The organism is Acidobacteriota bacterium, assembly GCA_012517875.1.
In the GTDB taxonomy this organism is placed as follows: domain Bacteria; phylum Acidobacteriota; class JAAYUB01; order JAAYUB01; family JAAYUB01; genus JAAYUB01.
Map to the genome: position 1 here is coordinate 1 of JAAYUB010000009.1, position 17,671 is coordinate 17,671.

Consider the following 17,671-nt stretch of genomic DNA (forward strand, 5'->3'; position numbering starts at 1 on the left):
ACATCCAGTACCAGCCGGCGAACTGGATCACCGAAGGATCGGCCACCAGAGCCAGAGGCTCGGGCAAGAGGGCGACCGACGGCGCCGACCAGATGATGCCATCGTTCGATTCGGCCGTCAGGATCCGGTCCGGGATGCCGGAGGCCAGCTCGCCGCCGCACCACCACATCCGGTAGCGATCGCCTGACCGCATCAGCGACACGCCGTAATCGTACCCGCTGCGGTACAGGACCTTTTGCCGGTACTGCGAGACCGCCACCCAGCCGCCCACGCTGACGCTCTTGCTGGCGGGCGCCGCCCGGGTGGCGCCTGCCGCCGCCGGCGGGCCGGCCAGGACGGCCGCATCGGACAGGGCCAGCAACAGCAGCAGGCCGATCGTCCGCCACAGGCGCTGGTGTCCGCACGAGCGGAGCCGAGGGTGGTGGGGGCGATCCTCGTCGTCCGGCTTGCGCCGCTTGCGGTCATGGTTCAGCGGGCGGATCAGGATCAATTATCTTCACCTCAAGCGGCAGCGGGCGTTCAAACCGCGGCGGCGGGTGGCCAGGCGCTGCCGGGTTGTGCGACCGGCTGACGGATCAGCCGATCAGGGCCGCGACCGCTCACCGGCCCTCGGCCGCGGGCTCGTACGCCTGGTTCCGCCACATCTTGATCATGTCGTACGGCGCCGGCGCTCCGCCCAGGTACTTGTGGAACCAGTCCAGATGGGCGTTGTAGTAAAACGGCATGCTCTTGACGGCGTTCGGCCAGTGGCCGTCGTTTTCGAACACGATGAGCCGGGAGGGCACCTGCATCCGCTGGAGGTCGGTGAAGAAATGCAGGCTCTGGGTGTAGGGGACCCGGTAGTCGCGCTCGCCGGTGATCACGAGGCACGGCGTCTTGAATTTCGCCACGTGATTCGAAGGCGAGAATTTTTCGTACAGGTCCGACTCCCACGGCGTGCCGCCCATGTCCCATTCCGGGAACCATAGCTCCTCGGTGGCGCCGTGCATGCTCCGCAGGTCGTAGACGCCCATCATGGCGACCGCGGCCTGGAAGCGGTCGGTGTGGCCTTCCAGCCACATCACGGCGTACCCGCCCCAGCTCCAGCCCATGACGCCCATCCGGCCGGCGTCTACGTAGGGCAGCTTGGCCAACGCGTCGGCGGCCATCATCACGTCGTCGATCACCTTGCCTCCCCAGTCGCGGGAGATGGCGTCGGTGTAAGCCTGGCCAAAGCCGGTCGAGCCATGGGGGTTGGGGAACGCCACCACGTAGCCGGCGCCGGGGTACACCTGCCAGTCGCCGCGGAAGGAGTCGGCCCACATCATCTGAGGTCCGCCGTGGACGTTCAGGACCAGCGGGTACTTCTTCGCCGGATCGAAACCGTGGGGCTTGACGATGAAGATCTGAAGCGGATGGCCGGCGGCGCCGGGCACCTCGATCTCCTCGGCCGGGCGGATGTCCACCGCCTCCGCCACCTCGCGGTTGATGGCGGTGAGCGCCCGCAGCTTGCGGTCACCGAGGTCCCAGGCGTGCAACTCAGCCGGTTCGCCCACCGACGAGCGGATGAATACCAGCGTTTTTCCGTCAGGGGTGAGGCGCAGGGAGCGCAGCCCCTTGGCCTCGGTGCCGGGCATCACCTCGGTGATGGGACCGCCCGCGGCCGGCACCCGGTACACCGGGTAGCGGCCCCGCACCTGGGCGGTGAAGAGCAGGGCGGCGGAGTCGGGCGTCCAGCAAAAGTCGTCCACCCAGTTGTCGAGGGCGTCGGTCAGGACGCGGGTTTCGTCGGTCCGGCGGTCGTAGACGGCCAGCCGGAAACGGTCGGCCTCGAAGCCGGGCTGCGTCTGGAACCGGTAGGCGATGTAGCGACCGTCGGGCGAATAGAGCGGATCGCCGTCGAAGGCCGGATTCTTGGCGGTGAGGCAGCGCAGCGCCCCGTTGGCCATCGGGTACAGCCACAGGTCGTTGTTGGTGGACTGCTCCTCGTCCGGGTCGCGCTTGGAGACGACGCACAACTCGAGTCCGTCGGGCGAGAACGTGTAGCCGCGGTTGACGCTGGGCGCGATGGTGGGCGTGTCGAAGTCGCCGGGGGTCAGGTCGGTGACCGCGCCCGTGGCGACATCCACCTTCAGGGTGTGCTGGCGCTTGCCGTATCGGTCGCTGGCCCAATGGCGGTGCATGAGGTCGTCGGCCAGCCGGGCCTTGAGGGGGCCCTTGTCCAGGCCGTCCTGGATCCGTTTGTTGCAGGCGTCGTCGGCGCCGCACTCGGGAAAGATCTCGGAGGTGAAGATGACTGATTGGCCGTCGGGCGTCCAGACCGGATCGGCGGCGCCGGTGGAGAACCGGGTCAGCTGGCGCGGCTCGCCGCCGTCGGCGGGGAGCAGCCAGAGCTGGGCGCCGTCGCTGCGGGTGGAGACGAACAGCAGGGTCTTGCCGTCGGGCGACCAGCGGGGGGTGCTGTCCGATTTGTCCGAGGCGGTGAGCCGGCGCAGGCCGGTGCCGTCCAGATTGACAACGTGGATGTCGGCGTTGGTGGTGCCCTTGACCAGGTCGGACGTCGTGACGGTGAAGGCGATCCGGCGGCCGTCGGGCGAGATCTGGGGATCGGCCACCGACTGGATCCGGTACAGGTCGGCGATGGTGAACGGCGTTTTGGACACCTGGGCGGTGACCACGGTCAGACTGATCACTGCCAGCAGGCTGATGGCGGCCATACGTTTCATGGCGATCTCTCCTGTTCGGGCTGAGGGTGACACCGGGATCCGGAGGCGGGGCGCTGCTGGCGCCCGTGCGTCCGGGGCACCCCCGGTGGTCAGGGTGTATCTTAGCCGATGCCGGCGCGGAGGTCCACCCCGGCTTAGACCACCGCCTGCAGCGCCCGGCTCATGGTCCGCAGGAAGTTGCCCCAATATTCCACAAAGCTGGTCTGTTGGACCAGGTAGGGGGTCAGCACGCAGGATCGCAACACGTAGACACTGCCCAACCGGTCCCATTCCGCCTCCGGAATCCCTAACGACCGGACGAACCTACAGGGCGATTCGCCGTACTCATCCCGGCTGAGCGCCGTCTTGGAGGTGATGAAATCCTCCGAATACATGCGGCCCGACTTATACGAGCATTTTTCCCAGAGCCGCACGTTGAGCTCGTTCATGGCGGCCAGGCTCGGGTTCTCCTCCTCGTGGAAGGCGAAATCCACCATATTGAAATCCGGCCGGACCAGCGGGTGCACCCGGAAGCGCCGGCCGTGGAGATCATAGGGCGGCGTGGTGCGAAGGGCGTCGTGGAACCTGTGGGCGCCCTCGATGCTGGAGCCGATGATGCGTCCGTAACCGGTGATGTTGAGCGGCACAAGTTGGTGGGCGGTCCAGACTGAGGCGACGGCGGCTCCCGACTTGGAGCCCTCCATGATGTAGCTGCCCAGCAGCATCGGGTTGTCCTCGCTCTTCTCGAAGACGTACGCGGCGAAGTAGGAAATCAGCTCCAGCACCCGCCGGTCCTTGAGCACCACGGCCCCGGCGGCGTACGGGATGTACCCCATCTTGTGGGGATCGATGGTGATGGAGTCGGCCTCGGTCATAGCGCGGAAGGCGGCGTAGATGTCGGGATCCGGCCAGTCCAGGGGGTCCGAAAAGACATGATGGCGCCGGAACGCGGCGGGCAGTTCGGCCAGGTCGATGGGCTGATCGTCGGCGCCCAGGATCAGGGCCCGGGCGTAGCCGCCGTAGGCCGCGTCCACGTGGAGATAGAACCAGATCCCCTGCGTCGCAAGTTCCTGCCGGAGACTGACCACCTCGTGGACGGGGTCGATGGCGCCCTCCTCGGTGGTGCCCACGACGGCGACCACGGCGAGGATCGGCGTGTGTTCGGCCGCCAAGCGGAGGATGGTCTCCCGCAGGTGCTGGACGTCGAGGCGGAAGCGGTCGTCTACGCGGATGAACACCAAGTTGTCCTGACCCAGGCCAAGGATGTCGGCCGCCTTGGTCCAGGAGTAGTGTTTGGTCTGGGGCACCAGAATCTTGCCCAGCTTGCCGGCGGTGACGCCGGTGCCGCGGGCCGATCGGGCCCGCACCGTGTCCATTTGCCCGGCGGCCTTGACCCGGTCCAGGAGATCCAGGCTCTGCTCGGCGGAGTAATTCAGCAACTGCCACTCGGTCTGGCCGGCCACCAGTTCGGGGACCGCCTCCCGGACGGCCAGCGGCACGGACTTGAGATTGCGGGCAACCCAGAGCCCCTCGTAATTGGCCACCGTGCCTCCGGAAGTGACGTGGCCCCAGGCGCGGTCGGGATGGTAGCCCAGCAGGCGAGCAAGCTGCCGGCCCACCTCGATTTCCATGGCAGTGGTCGCCGGCGACCCCTCGTAGGCGCAGTTGTTGGGATTGTAAAGCAGGGTCAGCATGTAGGCGAGATTGGCGGCCATCAGGGTGTCGGCGTTCATGTGGCCGAGATAACGGGGCGAGAACCAGGGGACCGAGCTGAGCTGCAGCCGGCCGGCCAGCTCCACGAGCGCCTGCTGCGTGCGCTGCAGCGTGGCCTGGAAGCAGGGTTCGCATCGCTGAGCTTCGCTGAAGGCCGGCGAGTCATCGGGCTGGTAGTAGATCCGCCAGTCGGCGTGATCGTTCATCATGAACCGGAGCATCTGCATGAAGAAGTCCCGATTCTCCGACTTCGGCCCCAGGAACAGGGCATTCACGTCGATAAGGTCATTCCTGGATTCGTTTGTCATGGCTCTCGTTCTCCCAGTTATCGTTACCCTCGATTTTCCTGGCGGTGACTCGCCGCCCCACTTTTGTGACATAGCCTGGCACCATCACGGATCGGCACATCTTCCCTCTGACGTAGCCAGGTACCATCACTGTGACATAGCTTGGCACCATCACTGGCACAATCAAGGATCCCCCCCGACAGTTTTCTGTGACAGAGCGTGGCACCATAAGCGCCTGCGTCAACCGTAACAGCGTCTTAAAGCATACGCATACCGAATCTGTCTGTGACAGAGGCTGGCACGTTGTCAGATTCCGCGAATGCATGATAATGCGAGTGGTGCTTTCAGGTAAATAATTGATTGGGCCAACCTTATTCCTGCCGATAAGAAACCAATTTCTGGATACCCGGTGTGCCCAGCCGGGACTGTCGATCGAGCCAAGAGGCAAAATTTTCTTCGGACACTTTCACAGTCAAACGTTTGTAGATATGAAGACAATACTCTGGGAGTTCAGATGGGACGTCGGCGGCGCCTGCACATTCCGAACGCCATCGTGCATATCACGCTCAAATGCCACGATTCCGCCATGCTGCTCCTGGGTGAGGCGGACAAGGAATTGTATCTGGCGATACTGGATGAAACTGCCCGTGAAATGGACTACGGCGTGGTGAGCTTTTGCCTTCAGGACAACCATCTGCACCATATTCTGGAGACACCTCCGGATATAGAAGGGCACACACTGTCGGAGTTCATGTTCCGCGTGCTCAACCGGTTCAGCCATCGGTTCAATCAGCGTCACCGGCGCACCGGTACGGTTTGGAACGGCCGGTTCAGGGATACTGCCTGGATGAGCCGGAACCAGCTCCTGGCGCTGGAGATCCTGCTGTGGTATGTCGAGGCCAACACTTGGCGGCGGCGCGTGCGGCCGGTTCCGCCGTGGGAATGGCCGTGGTGCAGCGCCTACCGGCTGTTCCACGACCGGACGGAACAGCCGGCAACCCGGCTGCAGGATTACGTGAACCGCCTATATCGGGCCCGGGGAGACCCCCTCGGCGAGTTCCGCGACCTCCTCTCCCAGCAACGTCCCGACTGGTCGAAACGGGCACGTCAATCGAGGTTTATCAACCTGGACCGCCGCACGGAATTGGCCGTCCAGCATGATCTGAAGCACCTGAACGAGTCCATCCAGTCAGCCAGCCAGCGGAGCTGGAAACTGGAGGTGGCCCGCTACAGCATGCTGGCCCAGCCCACGATTCAACTCGTCATCTGAGACGGATCGATTAATGCCCGAAGCGGCCATCAACCGTGTTGACTTTTCACCGCATTGTGCCTATTCTGAATGCGTCATCCCGAGCAGGAGAATGCATCATGAAAGGTAACGACAAAATCATCGCCAAGCTCAACGACCTGCTGGCCGACGAGCTGACCGCCATCAACCAGTACATGGTCCATTCCGAAATGTTCGACAACTGGGGTTACACCCGGCTCCACGAGGTCACTGAAAAGCGGGCCATCGACGAGATGAAGCACGCCGAGAAGCTCATCGCCCGGATCTTGTATCTCGAAGGACTCCCCATCGTCTCTGAGCTGAAGAGTATCCATATTGGCGCCAACGTCGAGAAGCAGCTGGACAACGACTGGGAGGCCGAGGCCGGCGCCGTCAAGAGTTACAACGACGGCATCAAGTTGTGTGTCCAGTTTGCCGACAACGGCACCCGCGAGCTGCTCGAGGCGATCCTCAAGGACGAGGAGGCCCATATCGACCTCCTGGAGGCCCAGAAGGATCAGGTCGCCCAGATGGGCATCAAGAATTACCTGGCCGAGCAGATCCGGGGTTAGCTCTCCGCACGCACGTAGCACGCAGCCGCCGCGACAGCATGCGGTGCAGGCAGGCATCCTGCCGGATGAGTAACTCATCTGGCAGCGGCACTCCGGCGTAAAATTTGTATCATTATCAGTCCATTCAGCACATTCTTTAGACCACCCCAGCACTGATTCAATCAGAATCAAGGATTCAGGAGCGGATCTTCAGGCCTGTGGATCGGGTCGATGGCCGGTGCCTTGAGCATCCGTTGGCACGTTTCATTGATGCGGTGGGCCGGCGCCCGGGAGTGAGTGGATTATCTGTAATTTTTTCAACCTGTTCTTTGATTTATCCGGATTGTCTCATCCGTAGCGTCGCGTTAGAGTGGCATCACTAATCCGAGGAGGATGATCATGACCAACAGGTCAACGTGTCTTTACCCTAGCGAAATGGGTATCACAGTAGTCCTGCTGGGGCTGGCGCTGGCGGCCACGACGGCCGGGGCGGATCTGGGCACGGCGTTCACCTACCAGGGGCGGCTCGTGACGGGCGGCAACCCGGCCAACGGGACGTACGACTTCCAGTTCACGCTCTACGACGCCGACAACTGGGGCGCGAACCTGGGGACGGTGACCGTCGATGACGTCGCGGTGGCGGGGGGGCTGTTCACGGCGGCGCTGGACTTTGGCGAGGGGGCTGTGACGGGGCAGGCGCGCTGGCTGGCCATCGGGGTGCGCCCCGGGGCGAGCACGGGAGCCTATACGGCGTTGAGCCCGCGGCAGGAGCTGCGGCCGGCGCCCCACGCCCTGGCGTTGCCGGCGCTGCGCACAGAGCAGAACGCCGCGTCGCCCAACCTCGTTGGCGGACACTGGGCCAACAGCGTCGCCGGCGGTGTGGTGGGCGCCACCGTCGGCGGCGGGCAGGACAACGTGGCCGGCGGGACGGGCTCGGTCATCGCCGGCGGCAGCTGGAACACGACCACCGGCGCCCACGCCGTCGTGGCGGGCGGCGGCAACAACATCGCCGGGACCGTCGCCGTCATCGGGGGCGGAAGTGACAACCAGGCGGAGGGAATGTATGCCGTCATCGGTGGCGGCATCCTCAATGCGGCCGACGGCGACTGGAGCACGGTCAGCGGCGGCCAGAGCAACCAGGTCAACAAGGCTAACGACACGGTGAGCGGCGGTCTGGCGAATGTCGCCAGCGGCCCCGAGGCCGCGATCGGCGGCGGCAAGGACAATTACGCCGCCGGCACCGGGGCGGTCGTCGGCGGGGGGAGCGGAAATTCGGCCGCCGGCGCCCACGCCGTGGTGGCCGGCGGCGGCAATAACGACGCCTCCGCCGTTTCATTCGTTGGCGGGGGAAGCGACAATGCGACGTCGGGGTTTTATGACGTTATCGGCGGCGGTATTCTAAACACGGTGAGCGGCGACTGGTCCACCGTCGGTGGCGGACAGGGCAACAGCGCTGCAGGCGATAGCGCCACCGTCGCCGGCGGTATTCACAACGCAGCGAACGGCGACTTCAGCTTTGCTGCCGGAAGCTATGCCAAAGCCAACCACGCCGGCAGCTTCGTTCTGGCTGACTCGTCCGTAGCGGATTGCGTGTCGGCCCGGGACAACCATCTGCGCCTCCGGTTCTCGGGCGGGATCCTGATGAACGTCAACAGCGGCTACTGGTTCCAGGTTTATGGCACCGGTGGCCACCTGGTGGACGCTTCCAACGGGGCGCACCTGACCACGGGTGGAGCCTGGGTGAACGGCAGCCGGCGGGCGTCGAAGGAGAACTTCGCCGCAGTGGACCCGGCCGAGGTGCTGGAGCAGGTGGCGGCGCTGCCGGTGCAGCGGTGGAACTACATCGCCGAGGATGACGCGGTGCAGCACATCGGGCCGGTGGCGGAGGACTTCCGGGCGGCGTTCGGGGTGGGTGCGGGCGACGGCATCGCCACGGTGGACGCCGATGGCGTGGCCCTGGCGGCCATTCAGGCCCTGAACAGCCGGATCCAATCTCTCGAGGCCGAAAACCGGGCCTTGGCGGCCCGCCTGGCGGCGTTGGAAGCGCGTGACGCCTTCAAGACCCAGGGCTGCGCGACCGCCGCGAAGGGGAAGTGACATGAACCGGCGCCGCTACTCGTGCGAGCTCATCCTGCTGCTCGCGCTAGCGCTGGCGACCGTGGTCGTCGCTGCGACGGGCCCGCCAAAACAAAAAGCGGTTCAGGCCGACACGTACGCCATTGACTGGTGGACGGTGGCCGGCGGGGGCGGGGCCAGCTCCGGCGGGCCGTACCTCGTGGAGGGTAGCATCGGCCAGCCAGTCGTGGGAATATCCGCAGGCAACGAGTATTCACTCGCCAGCGGATTCTGGCTCCCGCTGGAGCAAACGCTGTACGCCGCCCACGTGGCCAGCACCGAGACCTGGTGGACGCGGCTCACCCTGCTCAACGCCGGCGACGCGGACAACCCGATCACCCTGACGGCCTACAGCGCGGCCGGCGCCCAGGTGGAACAGGTGGGCATCGCGTCGCTGCCGCCGGGGAATGTCTGGCAGGCGGATGTGGACACCGTCTTCGCCCCGGCGACGCTGGCCCAGGACCTCTGGGTGACCATCACCAGCGGCTCCAGCCTCACGGGCGTGCTGGAGTTCGGGACCCGCGACGGCCAGTCCATCGTGGTGATGCCCATGCTGGCGGCGTCCGCCGCGGACCTGGTCTACCCCTACGTGGCGCTGACTTACGGCTGGTACACCGGCCTGGCGTTCATCAACACCGGCGACGTCGACGCCCATGTCACCGTCACCGCGTCCAACGAAAACGGAAACAGTCTGGCCACTCACAGCGAGACGCTCCCGCCGCGGAGCAAGTACGTCCGCCTCATCGACCAGGCGTTCCCGGAAGTGGCCGACCCGGGCCAGCTCCGGATGGTGCAGGCCGCGTCGGACCAGCCGCTCATCGGCTTCGAGCTGTTCGGGCACTTCGAATCGCCCGGCCTGGCCGGCCTGCCGGCGTTCACCACCGCGGGGCCGCTCACCCGGGGGCCGGCCGCCGCACCGGCCAAGGGCGGCGGCGACGCGCCGCTGGCGGTCGAGCTGCACTACAACGAGATCATGCCCAACGACGGCTATTTCACCGGCGTGACTTTCTGCAACCTGGGCGTGGCCCCCGCCACGGTGCGCGCCGAGCTGTTCGACGGTGCGGGCGTCTCCCTGGCCGTGGCGAACTGGCCGGTGAATCCGTTCCAGCAGATCACCCGCGAGGTGTGGAACATCTTCGACGGAACGGTCTATGCCGACGCCGGCTACATGCAGGCCGGCGCCCCGGTGAATCTGCTGGGGTTTGAACTCTTCTTCAACCGGACCGGCCTGGCGGCCCAGTTCCGCTTCGACGGCATCCTGGCCGAAACGGCGGGGCGGACCCGCATGGTCTTTCCCATGATCCGCTGCGAGTCAGGCTGGATGACCCATGTGCGCCTCACCAATCGGGCCACGATCAACAACAGCTACCGCATCACCGGGTATTCGGCGGCGGGAGTTGCGAAGTGGAGCTACGAAGGTTCGCTCAACCCGGGCGCGAAGCTCAGCGACAGTCTGGCCGCGCTGCTGGGGGCGGACTACAGCAGCCTCGCTCCCGGGACCGTCTGGATGGAGGTGACGTGCGACCGGGACATGGCGGGCCACGTGGTCATCGAGTCGTTGACCCCGTCGCTGCTGGAAAGCTACAACGGCATGGCCTGGTGAAGTTGCGGCCGGGGGATCCGGCGGCCGGTCGGTCCCCCGCGTGTGCCGATGGGTCACGGACGGACGGCATGAGCCCGTCGAGTCGGCGGAGCCCGACGGGTCGCCGGCTGCTGGGCCGGTTGGAAACGAGTCCCGTTCAAAGCGAAGCTCCCGGCCGGGCCGGGAGCTTCGTGCGGTTCAGCGGGAATACCCGATCTATCAGTTGAGACACTTGGTCGGGTTGTTGCCGATGTTCCGGTCGTAGAGTATCGAGCGCACGCCATAATCCGGGTAGAGGAAATAAGCGGTGGCCAGTCCGTTGGCCATGTCGTAGACGAGGTAGATCTGCCACGGCATCACGCGGGGCGACATCAGGTAGAGCACGCTGCCCCGGGTGTTGATGATACCCTCACCCTGATATTGTCCGGCGCCCTTGCCGGTCAGCACCCGGTAGACAAAGTAACCGGTGCCGGCATCGACGCACAGCATGGAGCGCCCGTAATCATCCGCGAATACCAGCGTTTCCGGCGGCATGTAGTTGTACAGGTAGGGCAGGCTGTTGGCGAGGATCCGGCCTCCATCCCATTCCCAGTCATAAGCGATTTCCAGGGTCAGGGCGCTGGCCAGCACGATTCCGGAGCCGATGGTGTATTCAACCAGCGTCGGCAGGCCGGTGCCTTGGGTGACGGCGATCACCTCCGCGCCGGCCGGCACGTTGCTGAAAGCGCCATGGCTGGCCCAGCTACCCCAGAACGGATTGGGCACGCCGTGGACCGTCGGGTGGCAGGGGTTTAGGGTGTTGTTGTACTGTGCGGGATTGAATGAATACACCATCCCACCCGGCAGCGGAGCATTGAGCTGTCCCGTGTTCCACCCCTGGTCACATGCCGAGAAGAACAGCGTGCCGCCCGCGACCACGTAGTCGGTGAACTTGGCTGCGTTCGCGGCGTAGTTGTCATAGAACGTCTGGCTCTGATCGCTGGATACGACAATCAGCCCGAAGGCGCTGAAGTCGAGGGTGCCGAATTCGGCCGAGGTGTGGACCGCATAGGGCATGCCGCCGGCCAGCAGCAGTCCTTCCACGGACGTCGAGCCCCATGGATCGACGTCTTTGAACACGCAGACCATGCCGCCCGTCGGCAGGCTACCCGACGATTTGGAGATGATCAGCTGCGGCGTATACCCGGCCGGGGCCTGGTCGCTCCGCGGTGTGGGACCGGGGCGCGCCGAGCCGTCGAGTTGCCGGACCACCAGGCCGGATGATCCGCCGCCGAGCCGCTGGCCGGCCAGCAGCGCCGGCGCCGTCAGCAGGGCCAAGCCAACCACAAACACCAGCAGAAGACGCGGTTTACTTATCATAAAACCTCCTTACAAACGACTAATTGCGATTTCCCATGAGACCTGTGAAATATCCCGCGAACCTGCACTGACGCGGAGAGCCCCGCCCGTGTTTGTGAAAAATTATTTGCCGCCAGTATATTCAGGTGAGGTGGCCAAGTCAAGCCTGGTGGTGCATGGCAGGGCGTCGTCTGATCGGAGGGGCAACCGCGAATGTCAGCCGCAGGCTATGGAACCGCAGCGCTGTTGTGAAGGTGCCAGCCTCTGTCACAAAACGGCGAGAGCCATTGCGTCGGGACCCAGAGTCCCCGGTGCCGCCTGTATCACATTTCACCGCAAAAGACAGCCATGGTGCGACAGCCATGGTGCCAGGCTCTGTCACAAAATGTTGATGGCATTTGGCGGTGGTGCTGAATCAGCGTAATCAGTTGAATCAGCTGGATCGGTGGCATCAGCTAGTTGAGTGAAATTGGAGGAATCAGCGGCGTTGAAAGTATCAGCAGCGTCGGTGGCGTCAGTGGCATTGGCTCTGTTTACGGCATCAGCGGCGTCAACGGCATCAGCGCTGCCAGCTGCGTCGGCAGGGTCAGCGGCGCCGGCAGGGTCAGCAGTGTCGGTGGTGTCAGCAGAATCAGTGGCATCAACAGAGACCCCGCCTTGACACACCGGCAGGCGTGCCGATATAATAACCCGCTAAAGCACCCGTAGCTCAACTGGATAGAGCATCGGTCTTCGGAACCGAGGGTTGGGGGTTCGAGTCCCTCCGGGTGCGCCAATATTCAATAGGTTACAACGATCCCCCTTCGTCAAGAACAGTACATGTCCCAGTTGCGTCGAGCCGCCAGATCGGAGGACTCCCCATTTTCACCACCAAATGTGCGATAGATGTTTGACGCTACTTTCATTATTCATAATTGTCTCAGCCATTGGAACTTTCTAAAGCAGGATCCTTCAGCGGAAGTGAGCATTTGTTGAACGGTTCCCCACCACAGCCGCCGGACTCGAATCGATCCTTGGCATTGTATGACACAATTCATGTAAGATTCGGCAGACAAGAAGTCCATCAGTTGGGCGAAGGCAGTCCGTCCGTGATTCATGCGCAGTTCCTTTCTCACGTGGATGTAGAAGAAGGAATTGTTGTTGGGAATTCAAATCGTCGCCACCTGGTGTTTCGTGTAATATGCTCATAGAAGATGATTTCTAAGAACGGGGAGCAACTTTAACCGGACAGTACTGAGGGATGTTACTGATGAATTGGAAGAGATGGTTCATCCTGGCCTTCGCCCTCTTCGCGCTTCCTTTCGCAGTGCCGGCGCAGGAACCCAGTTTGCAGGACTTCGCGAAGGCCCTGCAGTCGCTGCCGCAGATCGTCATCTACCAGGCCAAGGAAATCGTCACCCTGGATCCGGCGAAGCCGACCGTACAGGCCGTGGCGGTGGCGGGAGACCGGATCATCGCCACCGGCGCTCTGGACGAGCTGAAAGCGGCGGCCGGCACACAGCCATACCGGGTGGATACGACTTTCGCGAACCAGGTGATCGTCCCCGGCCTCATCGCCCAGCATGACCACCCGCTCCTGGCTGGGCTCACGATGACGAGCGAAATCATTGCGATCGAGGATTGGGTCCTGCCGCGGGGCACATCGAAGGCCGCCAAGAACCGCGCGGAATACATGAAACGGCTGACCGAAGCCAACAGAAGGATGAAGGACCCGAACGCGCTGCTCCTCACCTGGGGCTATCACCAATACTTCCACGGCAAGCTGATGAAGGCCGACCTTGATGCCATCAGCCGCACCCGGCCCATCATCGTCTGGCATCGCTCCGCGCACGAGTTCTATCTGAACTCCGCATCCGAGAAGAAGTACGGTGTGACCAGAGAGTGGTTCGACAAGCTGCCCGAGAGCGCCAAGAAACAGTCGGATTTCGCGAACGGCCACTACTGGGAGCAGGGCGGGTTTGCCGTATTGCCTCTCATCGTCCAGGCGATCGCCTCGCCCAAGCGCGTGCGGGCCGGCCTTGAGTTCGTCAAGGACTACTACCACGCCAACGGCGTGACGCTGGGCTGCGAACCAGGCGGCATCCTCTCCAAGCCTTTGCAGGAGGCCCAGAACGCCATGCTGGGCGACCCTTCCTCTCCCTTCCGCTTCTACTTCATCCCTGACGGCAAGTCGATCACGGCCGCGTTCCCCGACGAGAAGGTGGCCGAGGAGACCGAAAAGCTCCTTGCCTGGGGTCATGGGATGACGGCGTTCCTGCCGAAGCAGGTGAAGCTCTTCGCCGATGGCGCCATCTACTCGCAGGCCATGCAGTTGACCGGCGGCTACACCGACGGCCACCAGGGAGCGTGGATGATGGACCCCGACTTCTTCGCCAGGTCGTTCAATGTGTACTGGGACCTCGGGTACCAGATCCATATCCATGTCAATGGTGATGCCGGCCTCGACATGCTCCTCGACCAGCTCGAGCTCTGCATCCGCAATAAACCGCGGTTTGATCACCGCACCGTTGTTATCCACTTCGCCGTATCACGGCCGGATCAGGTGGAGCGGATCAAGCGCCTGGGCGCGATCGTAAGCGGAAATCCCTACTATCCGGTCGCCCTGGCCGACAACTACCGGACGAATGGCCTCGACCCCGCGCGCGCCGACATCATGGTGCGGATGGGCGATGTCGAGCGGGCCGGCATCCACTACTCATACCACTCGGACATGCCGATGGCCCCCGCTCAACCGCTGTTCCTCATGTGGGCGGGCGTCAACCGCATCACCAATGACGGGAATCTCCGCGGGCCGGAGCAGCGCATGAGCCGCCTCGGCGCGCTCGAGGCCGTCACGATCGAGGCTGCCTTCTCGTTGCGGATGGAGAAGGATATCGGAAGCATCGTGCCATGCAAGCTCGCCAATTTCACGGTCCTCTCCGACAACCCGGTCACGATTGATGCCATTAAGATCAAGGACATCAAGGTCTGGGGCACGGTCCAAGAAGGCCGCGTCCTGCCGGTGCAGCGGGCGGCCGGGTCTGGCGAAACGCCCGCTCTCGGCCCGGTGCTCGACGAGCCGACGCTCGCGGCCACACGGAAAGCCGACTGCGATGATCCTGCGCGGGGTGTGCACAGCGACGTCTGCCTGGTGGCACAATACCTCGCGGCGGCGATCTGCCGGGTTCGATAATCAGGCGCGGCTTTGCAGAAGAACTTGCCTTTGACCTGACAGCCCAGCTCCGAACCCGGTTGGCCCGGTTGAGGTTGCCCCAGGTTGACCGGCTGTACTCTCCGTAAAGAACGAAGGCGGCCCAGTGGAACGGTGAGCGCCATCGAAGGATCGCCGCCATCTCCGGCTTCGCCCGGCGCAGGGCCTCGGCCGGCGCCAGGTCTTTGCCCGCCTTCGCGCCGCCGACCCGTGTCATCAGTTCCTCAGTTCCCTTATCCGAGACGCTCCAGAGGCTGACCACCGCAGCCGGGCCCCGGCATACATCAAGGCCCTCGTCAGGCCCGTCACCTCTTCTCGCAGTGTCAACGGTAGAGTGACCCGCCGTGATAAAGCAAAAGTGTCCCACCCTGGTGAATATGATTTCAAAGAGAAGGATGGATCAAGCTGGATTTCGGGTCCCAGCTTGATCCACTTGCTTGTTCGGCCCCGCCGGGGCCGCAGTGGCAGCCACTGCGCGATCTTCACGTTTTTGTTGGACGCGATTCCGGTTCTTCAGACTCTCCGTCAGGCGAATACTCTCCCACTCAAACTGCAGGATCTGGCAATGATGGGTCAGCCGGTCCAGCATTGATCAATGACAAATGGAGTGATTTGCCGGCGTCGACATCTTGGCGTGCCCTTTCCCCTCCGCGTCCTGGCGCGCCTCGGCGGTGAATCTCCCGCCGAAATTTCCCTTGACATCCCCCCCGGCCGCCTATACAATCGCGCCTCCGTTGAATGGGTTACCTGGATTGCCGTTCAACGCCGATCCGTTCGGGTTCTTTGAGGCGCGCCACCCGCGCGCGAAACCACGGCGACCCGGCCACCGGGACGCCGGCCCAAATCCAGGGCATCGGGACTGACGGCTTTTCCTCGCTCGCACCGTTTGTTCTCGAACCGTGCCGGAAACGGCGGCTCAGGCATCCTGCCTGGGAGGAGCCGAGCCGGCGTGCCGGCGAATCGGCGGCACCGCTGGGCGAACCGGCGAATCGGCACCGGGCGCGCAGCAGACGCATGGCGCCCGGCCATGATGCAGAACAGTTACTTGCGGAGTATACAATGAAAACCTACGTTCCCAAGAAAGACGACATCCAGCGCCAGTGGTTCGTCGTGGACGCCAAGGGGCAGGTCCTCGGCCGGCTGGCCACCCAGGTCGCCCACGTGCTCACCGGCAAGCACAAGCCGGGCTACGTCCCCTTCCTGGACACCGGCGATTTCGTCATCATCATCAACGCCGGCGAAGTGACCATCACCGGCAAGAAGCAGGAACAGAAAATGTACCGCCGCCACACCGGCTACCCGGGCGGGTTGAAGGAGACCCAGATGAAGAAGGTCTTTGACCAGCGCCCCGAAACGGTGATCAAGGAGGCGGTGTGGGGCATGATGCCCAAGACCAAGCTGGGCCGCGCCATGATCAAGAAGCTCAAGGTGTACAAGGGCGCGAACCACCGGCACCAGGCCCAGCAGCCCGTCGAGCTGAAAATTCAACAGTAAGGAGAGAGGACCTTGAGCAGCGTGCAATACTACGGAACCGGCCGGCGGAAGACCTCGGTGGCCCGCGTCTTCCTGCGTCCCGGCTCCGGCAAGATCTTCGTCAACCGCCACAACTACGAAGAGTACTTCAAGACCAGCTCGCAGCGGACGCTCATCCGGCAGCCGCTCCTGCTGACCGAGAACATGGACAAGTTCGACATCCAGGCCACCGTCGTCGGCGGCGGCCTGATGGGCCAGGCCGTGGCCGTGCGCCACGGCATCGCCCGCGCGCTCGTGGAGTTCAACCTGGAGCTCCGCCTGCGCCTGAAGCAGGCCAAGTACCTCACGCGCGACCCGCGCAAGAAGGAACGGAAGAAGTACGGGCAGCCCGGCGCCCGCCGCCGCTTCCAGTTCTCGAAGCGCTAGTCTGTGGTTCAGGCGTCCCGCCTGAGCGAACCGAACCGGCGAGCCGGCGAAACGGCGAACCGGGGAAGCGGCGAGCCGGGGAACCGGCGAGCCGGCGGTGGCCCGATTCGGGCTCACCGCCTGACGAGACAGGATACGCAAATCACCCGGGCCCGGGGCCCGGAACAGATCAGGAGGCACCGTTGGTTGCTGTAACCATGAAAGCACTGCTCGAAGCGGGCGTCCACTTCGGGCACCAGACCCGCCGCTGGAATCCCAAGATGAAGCCCTACATCTTCGGTGACCGCAACGGCATCCACATCATCGACCTGCAGAAGACCCTGCAGCTCTTCAAGGAGGCGACCGACTTCGTCGCCGACAGCGCCCGCCAGGGGAAGCGGATCCTCTTCGTGGGCACGAAGCGGCAGGCGCAGGACGCGGTGAAGGAAGAGGCCGAGCGCTGCGGCATGTACTACATCAACAACCGCTGGCTGGGCGGCCTGCTCACCAACTGGGCCACCGTCAGCCGGTCGCTGGAGAAGTACAAGACCCTCGAGGAGAAGAAGGAGGCCAACTACGCCGGCGAGATCTCCAAGAAGGCCGTCGCCCGCCTGGAGCGGATCCGCAAGAAGCTCGAGAAGAACCTGGCCGGCATCCGCCACCTCGACCAGATCCCCGAGCTGGTGATCATCGTCGATCCGAGCAAGGAGCAGATCGCGGTGCTGGAGTCCAAGAAGAAGGGCGTGCCCATCGTCGCCCTGGTGGACACCAACTGCAACCCCGAGCTCATCGACTACGTGATCCCCGGCAACGACGACGCGCTGCGCTCGGTGCGGCTCATCGTCTCGAAGCTCTCCGACGCGGTCATCGAGGGCGTGACCATGCGCAAATCCGAGCTGGAGCAGGCGGCCAAGGAAGAGGCCACCGGCGAAAAGCCCGAGACGCCCGCGGGCGTGCTCGAGGAGGTCGTCGCCGCGCCCGCGCCCGCGCACCGGCCCGTCGGTGACCGGCGCCCCGCCGGCGACCGCCGCCCCGACACCCGCCGGCCCTCCGATCGGACGCCGCG

The 17,671-nt window shown here is 64.1% G+C and carries 12 protein-coding genes and 1 tRNA gene; 9 read left to right on the plus strand and 4 right to left on the minus strand.

The window, feature by feature from the left end; genetic code table 11:
• From GX414_00900 to GX414_00910, 3 genes are all read right to left on the minus strand, one after another.
• Positions 1-490, minus strand: a 490-nt coding sequence (locus GX414_00900; protein ID NLI45643.1) for a hypothetical protein, incomplete at its 3' end; no start/stop codon positions are given.
• 109 nt (positions 491-599) lie between these two features.
• Positions 600-2,696: a S9 family peptidase gene (locus GX414_00905; GenBank protein NLI45644.1), complete on the minus strand. Its 2,097-nt coding sequence runs from the start codon at positions 2,694-2,696 to the stop codon at positions 600-602.
• Positions 2,697-2,839: 143 nt separating this feature from the next.
• Positions 2,840-4,657 (minus strand): tyrosine decarboxylase, encoded by a 1,818-nt coding sequence (locus tag GX414_00910; protein ID NLI45645.1) that lies wholly within the window; start codon positions 4,655-4,657, stop codon positions 2,840-2,842.
• A 541-nt stretch (positions 4,658-5,198) separates the two neighbouring features.
• Here GX414_00910 and GX414_00915 point away from each other — a divergent pair.
• The 4 genes from GX414_00915 (at position 5,199) to GX414_00930 (ending at position 10,220) form a co-directional block, all read left to right on the plus strand.
• Positions 5,199-5,954, plus strand: coding sequence for a hypothetical protein (locus GX414_00915; protein ID NLI45646.1), 756 nt, complete (start codon positions 5,199-5,201; stop codon positions 5,952-5,954).
• Between the two features lie 98 nt (positions 5,955-6,052).
• Positions 6,053-6,523, plus strand: a complete 471-nt coding sequence (gene bfr, locus GX414_00920; protein ID NLI45647.1) for a bacterioferritin — start codon at positions 6,053-6,055, stop codon at positions 6,521-6,523.
• 378 nt (positions 6,524-6,901) lie between these two features.
• Positions 6,902-8,599: a hypothetical protein gene (locus GX414_00925; protein ID NLI45648.1), complete on the plus strand. Its 1,698-nt coding sequence runs from the start codon at positions 6,902-6,904 to the stop codon at positions 8,597-8,599.
• Between the two features lies 1 nt (position 8,600).
• Positions 8,601-10,220 (plus strand): hypothetical protein, encoded by a 1,620-nt coding sequence (locus tag GX414_00930; GenBank protein NLI45649.1) that lies wholly within the window; start codon positions 8,601-8,603, stop codon positions 10,218-10,220.
• A 198-nt stretch (positions 10,221-10,418) separates the two neighbouring features.
• Here GX414_00930 and GX414_00935 read toward each other — a convergent pair whose 3' ends face one another.
• Entirely contained in the window at positions 10,419-11,558 is a 1,140-nt protein-coding gene (locus GX414_00935; GenBank protein NLI45650.1) for a hypothetical protein, read from the minus strand.
• Positions 11,559-12,235: 677 nt separating this feature from the next.
• On the opposite strand from GX414_00935, the gene GX414_00940 reads away from it, so the two are divergent.
• The 5 genes from GX414_00940 to rpsB form a co-directional block, all read left to right on the plus strand.
• Positions 12,236-12,312, plus strand: a tRNA-Arg gene (locus GX414_00940).
• Between the two features lie 474 nt (positions 12,313-12,786).
• Entirely contained in the window at positions 12,787-14,709 is a 1,923-nt protein-coding gene (locus GX414_00945) for an amidohydrolase family protein (protein NLI45651.1), read from the plus strand.
• A gap of 1,077 nt (positions 14,710-15,786) precedes the next feature.
• Positions 15,787-16,221 carry a 50S ribosomal protein L13 gene (rplM, locus tag GX414_00950; GenBank protein ID NLI45652.1) on the plus strand — a complete coding sequence of 145 codons (435 nt, stop codon included), beginning with the start codon at positions 15,787-15,789 and terminating at the stop codon, positions 16,219-16,221.
• Positions 16,222-16,233: 12 nt separating this feature from the next.
• Positions 16,234-16,626 carry a 30S ribosomal protein S9 gene (gene rpsI / locus GX414_00955; protein ID NLI45653.1) on the plus strand — a complete coding sequence of 131 codons (393 nt, stop codon included), beginning with the start codon at positions 16,234-16,236 and terminating at the stop codon, positions 16,624-16,626.
• Between the two features lie 182 nt (positions 16,627-16,808).
• Positions 16,809-17,671, plus strand: an 863-nt coding sequence (rpsB, locus tag GX414_00960) for a 30S ribosomal protein S2 (GenBank protein ID NLI45654.1), incomplete at its 3' end; no start/stop codon positions are given.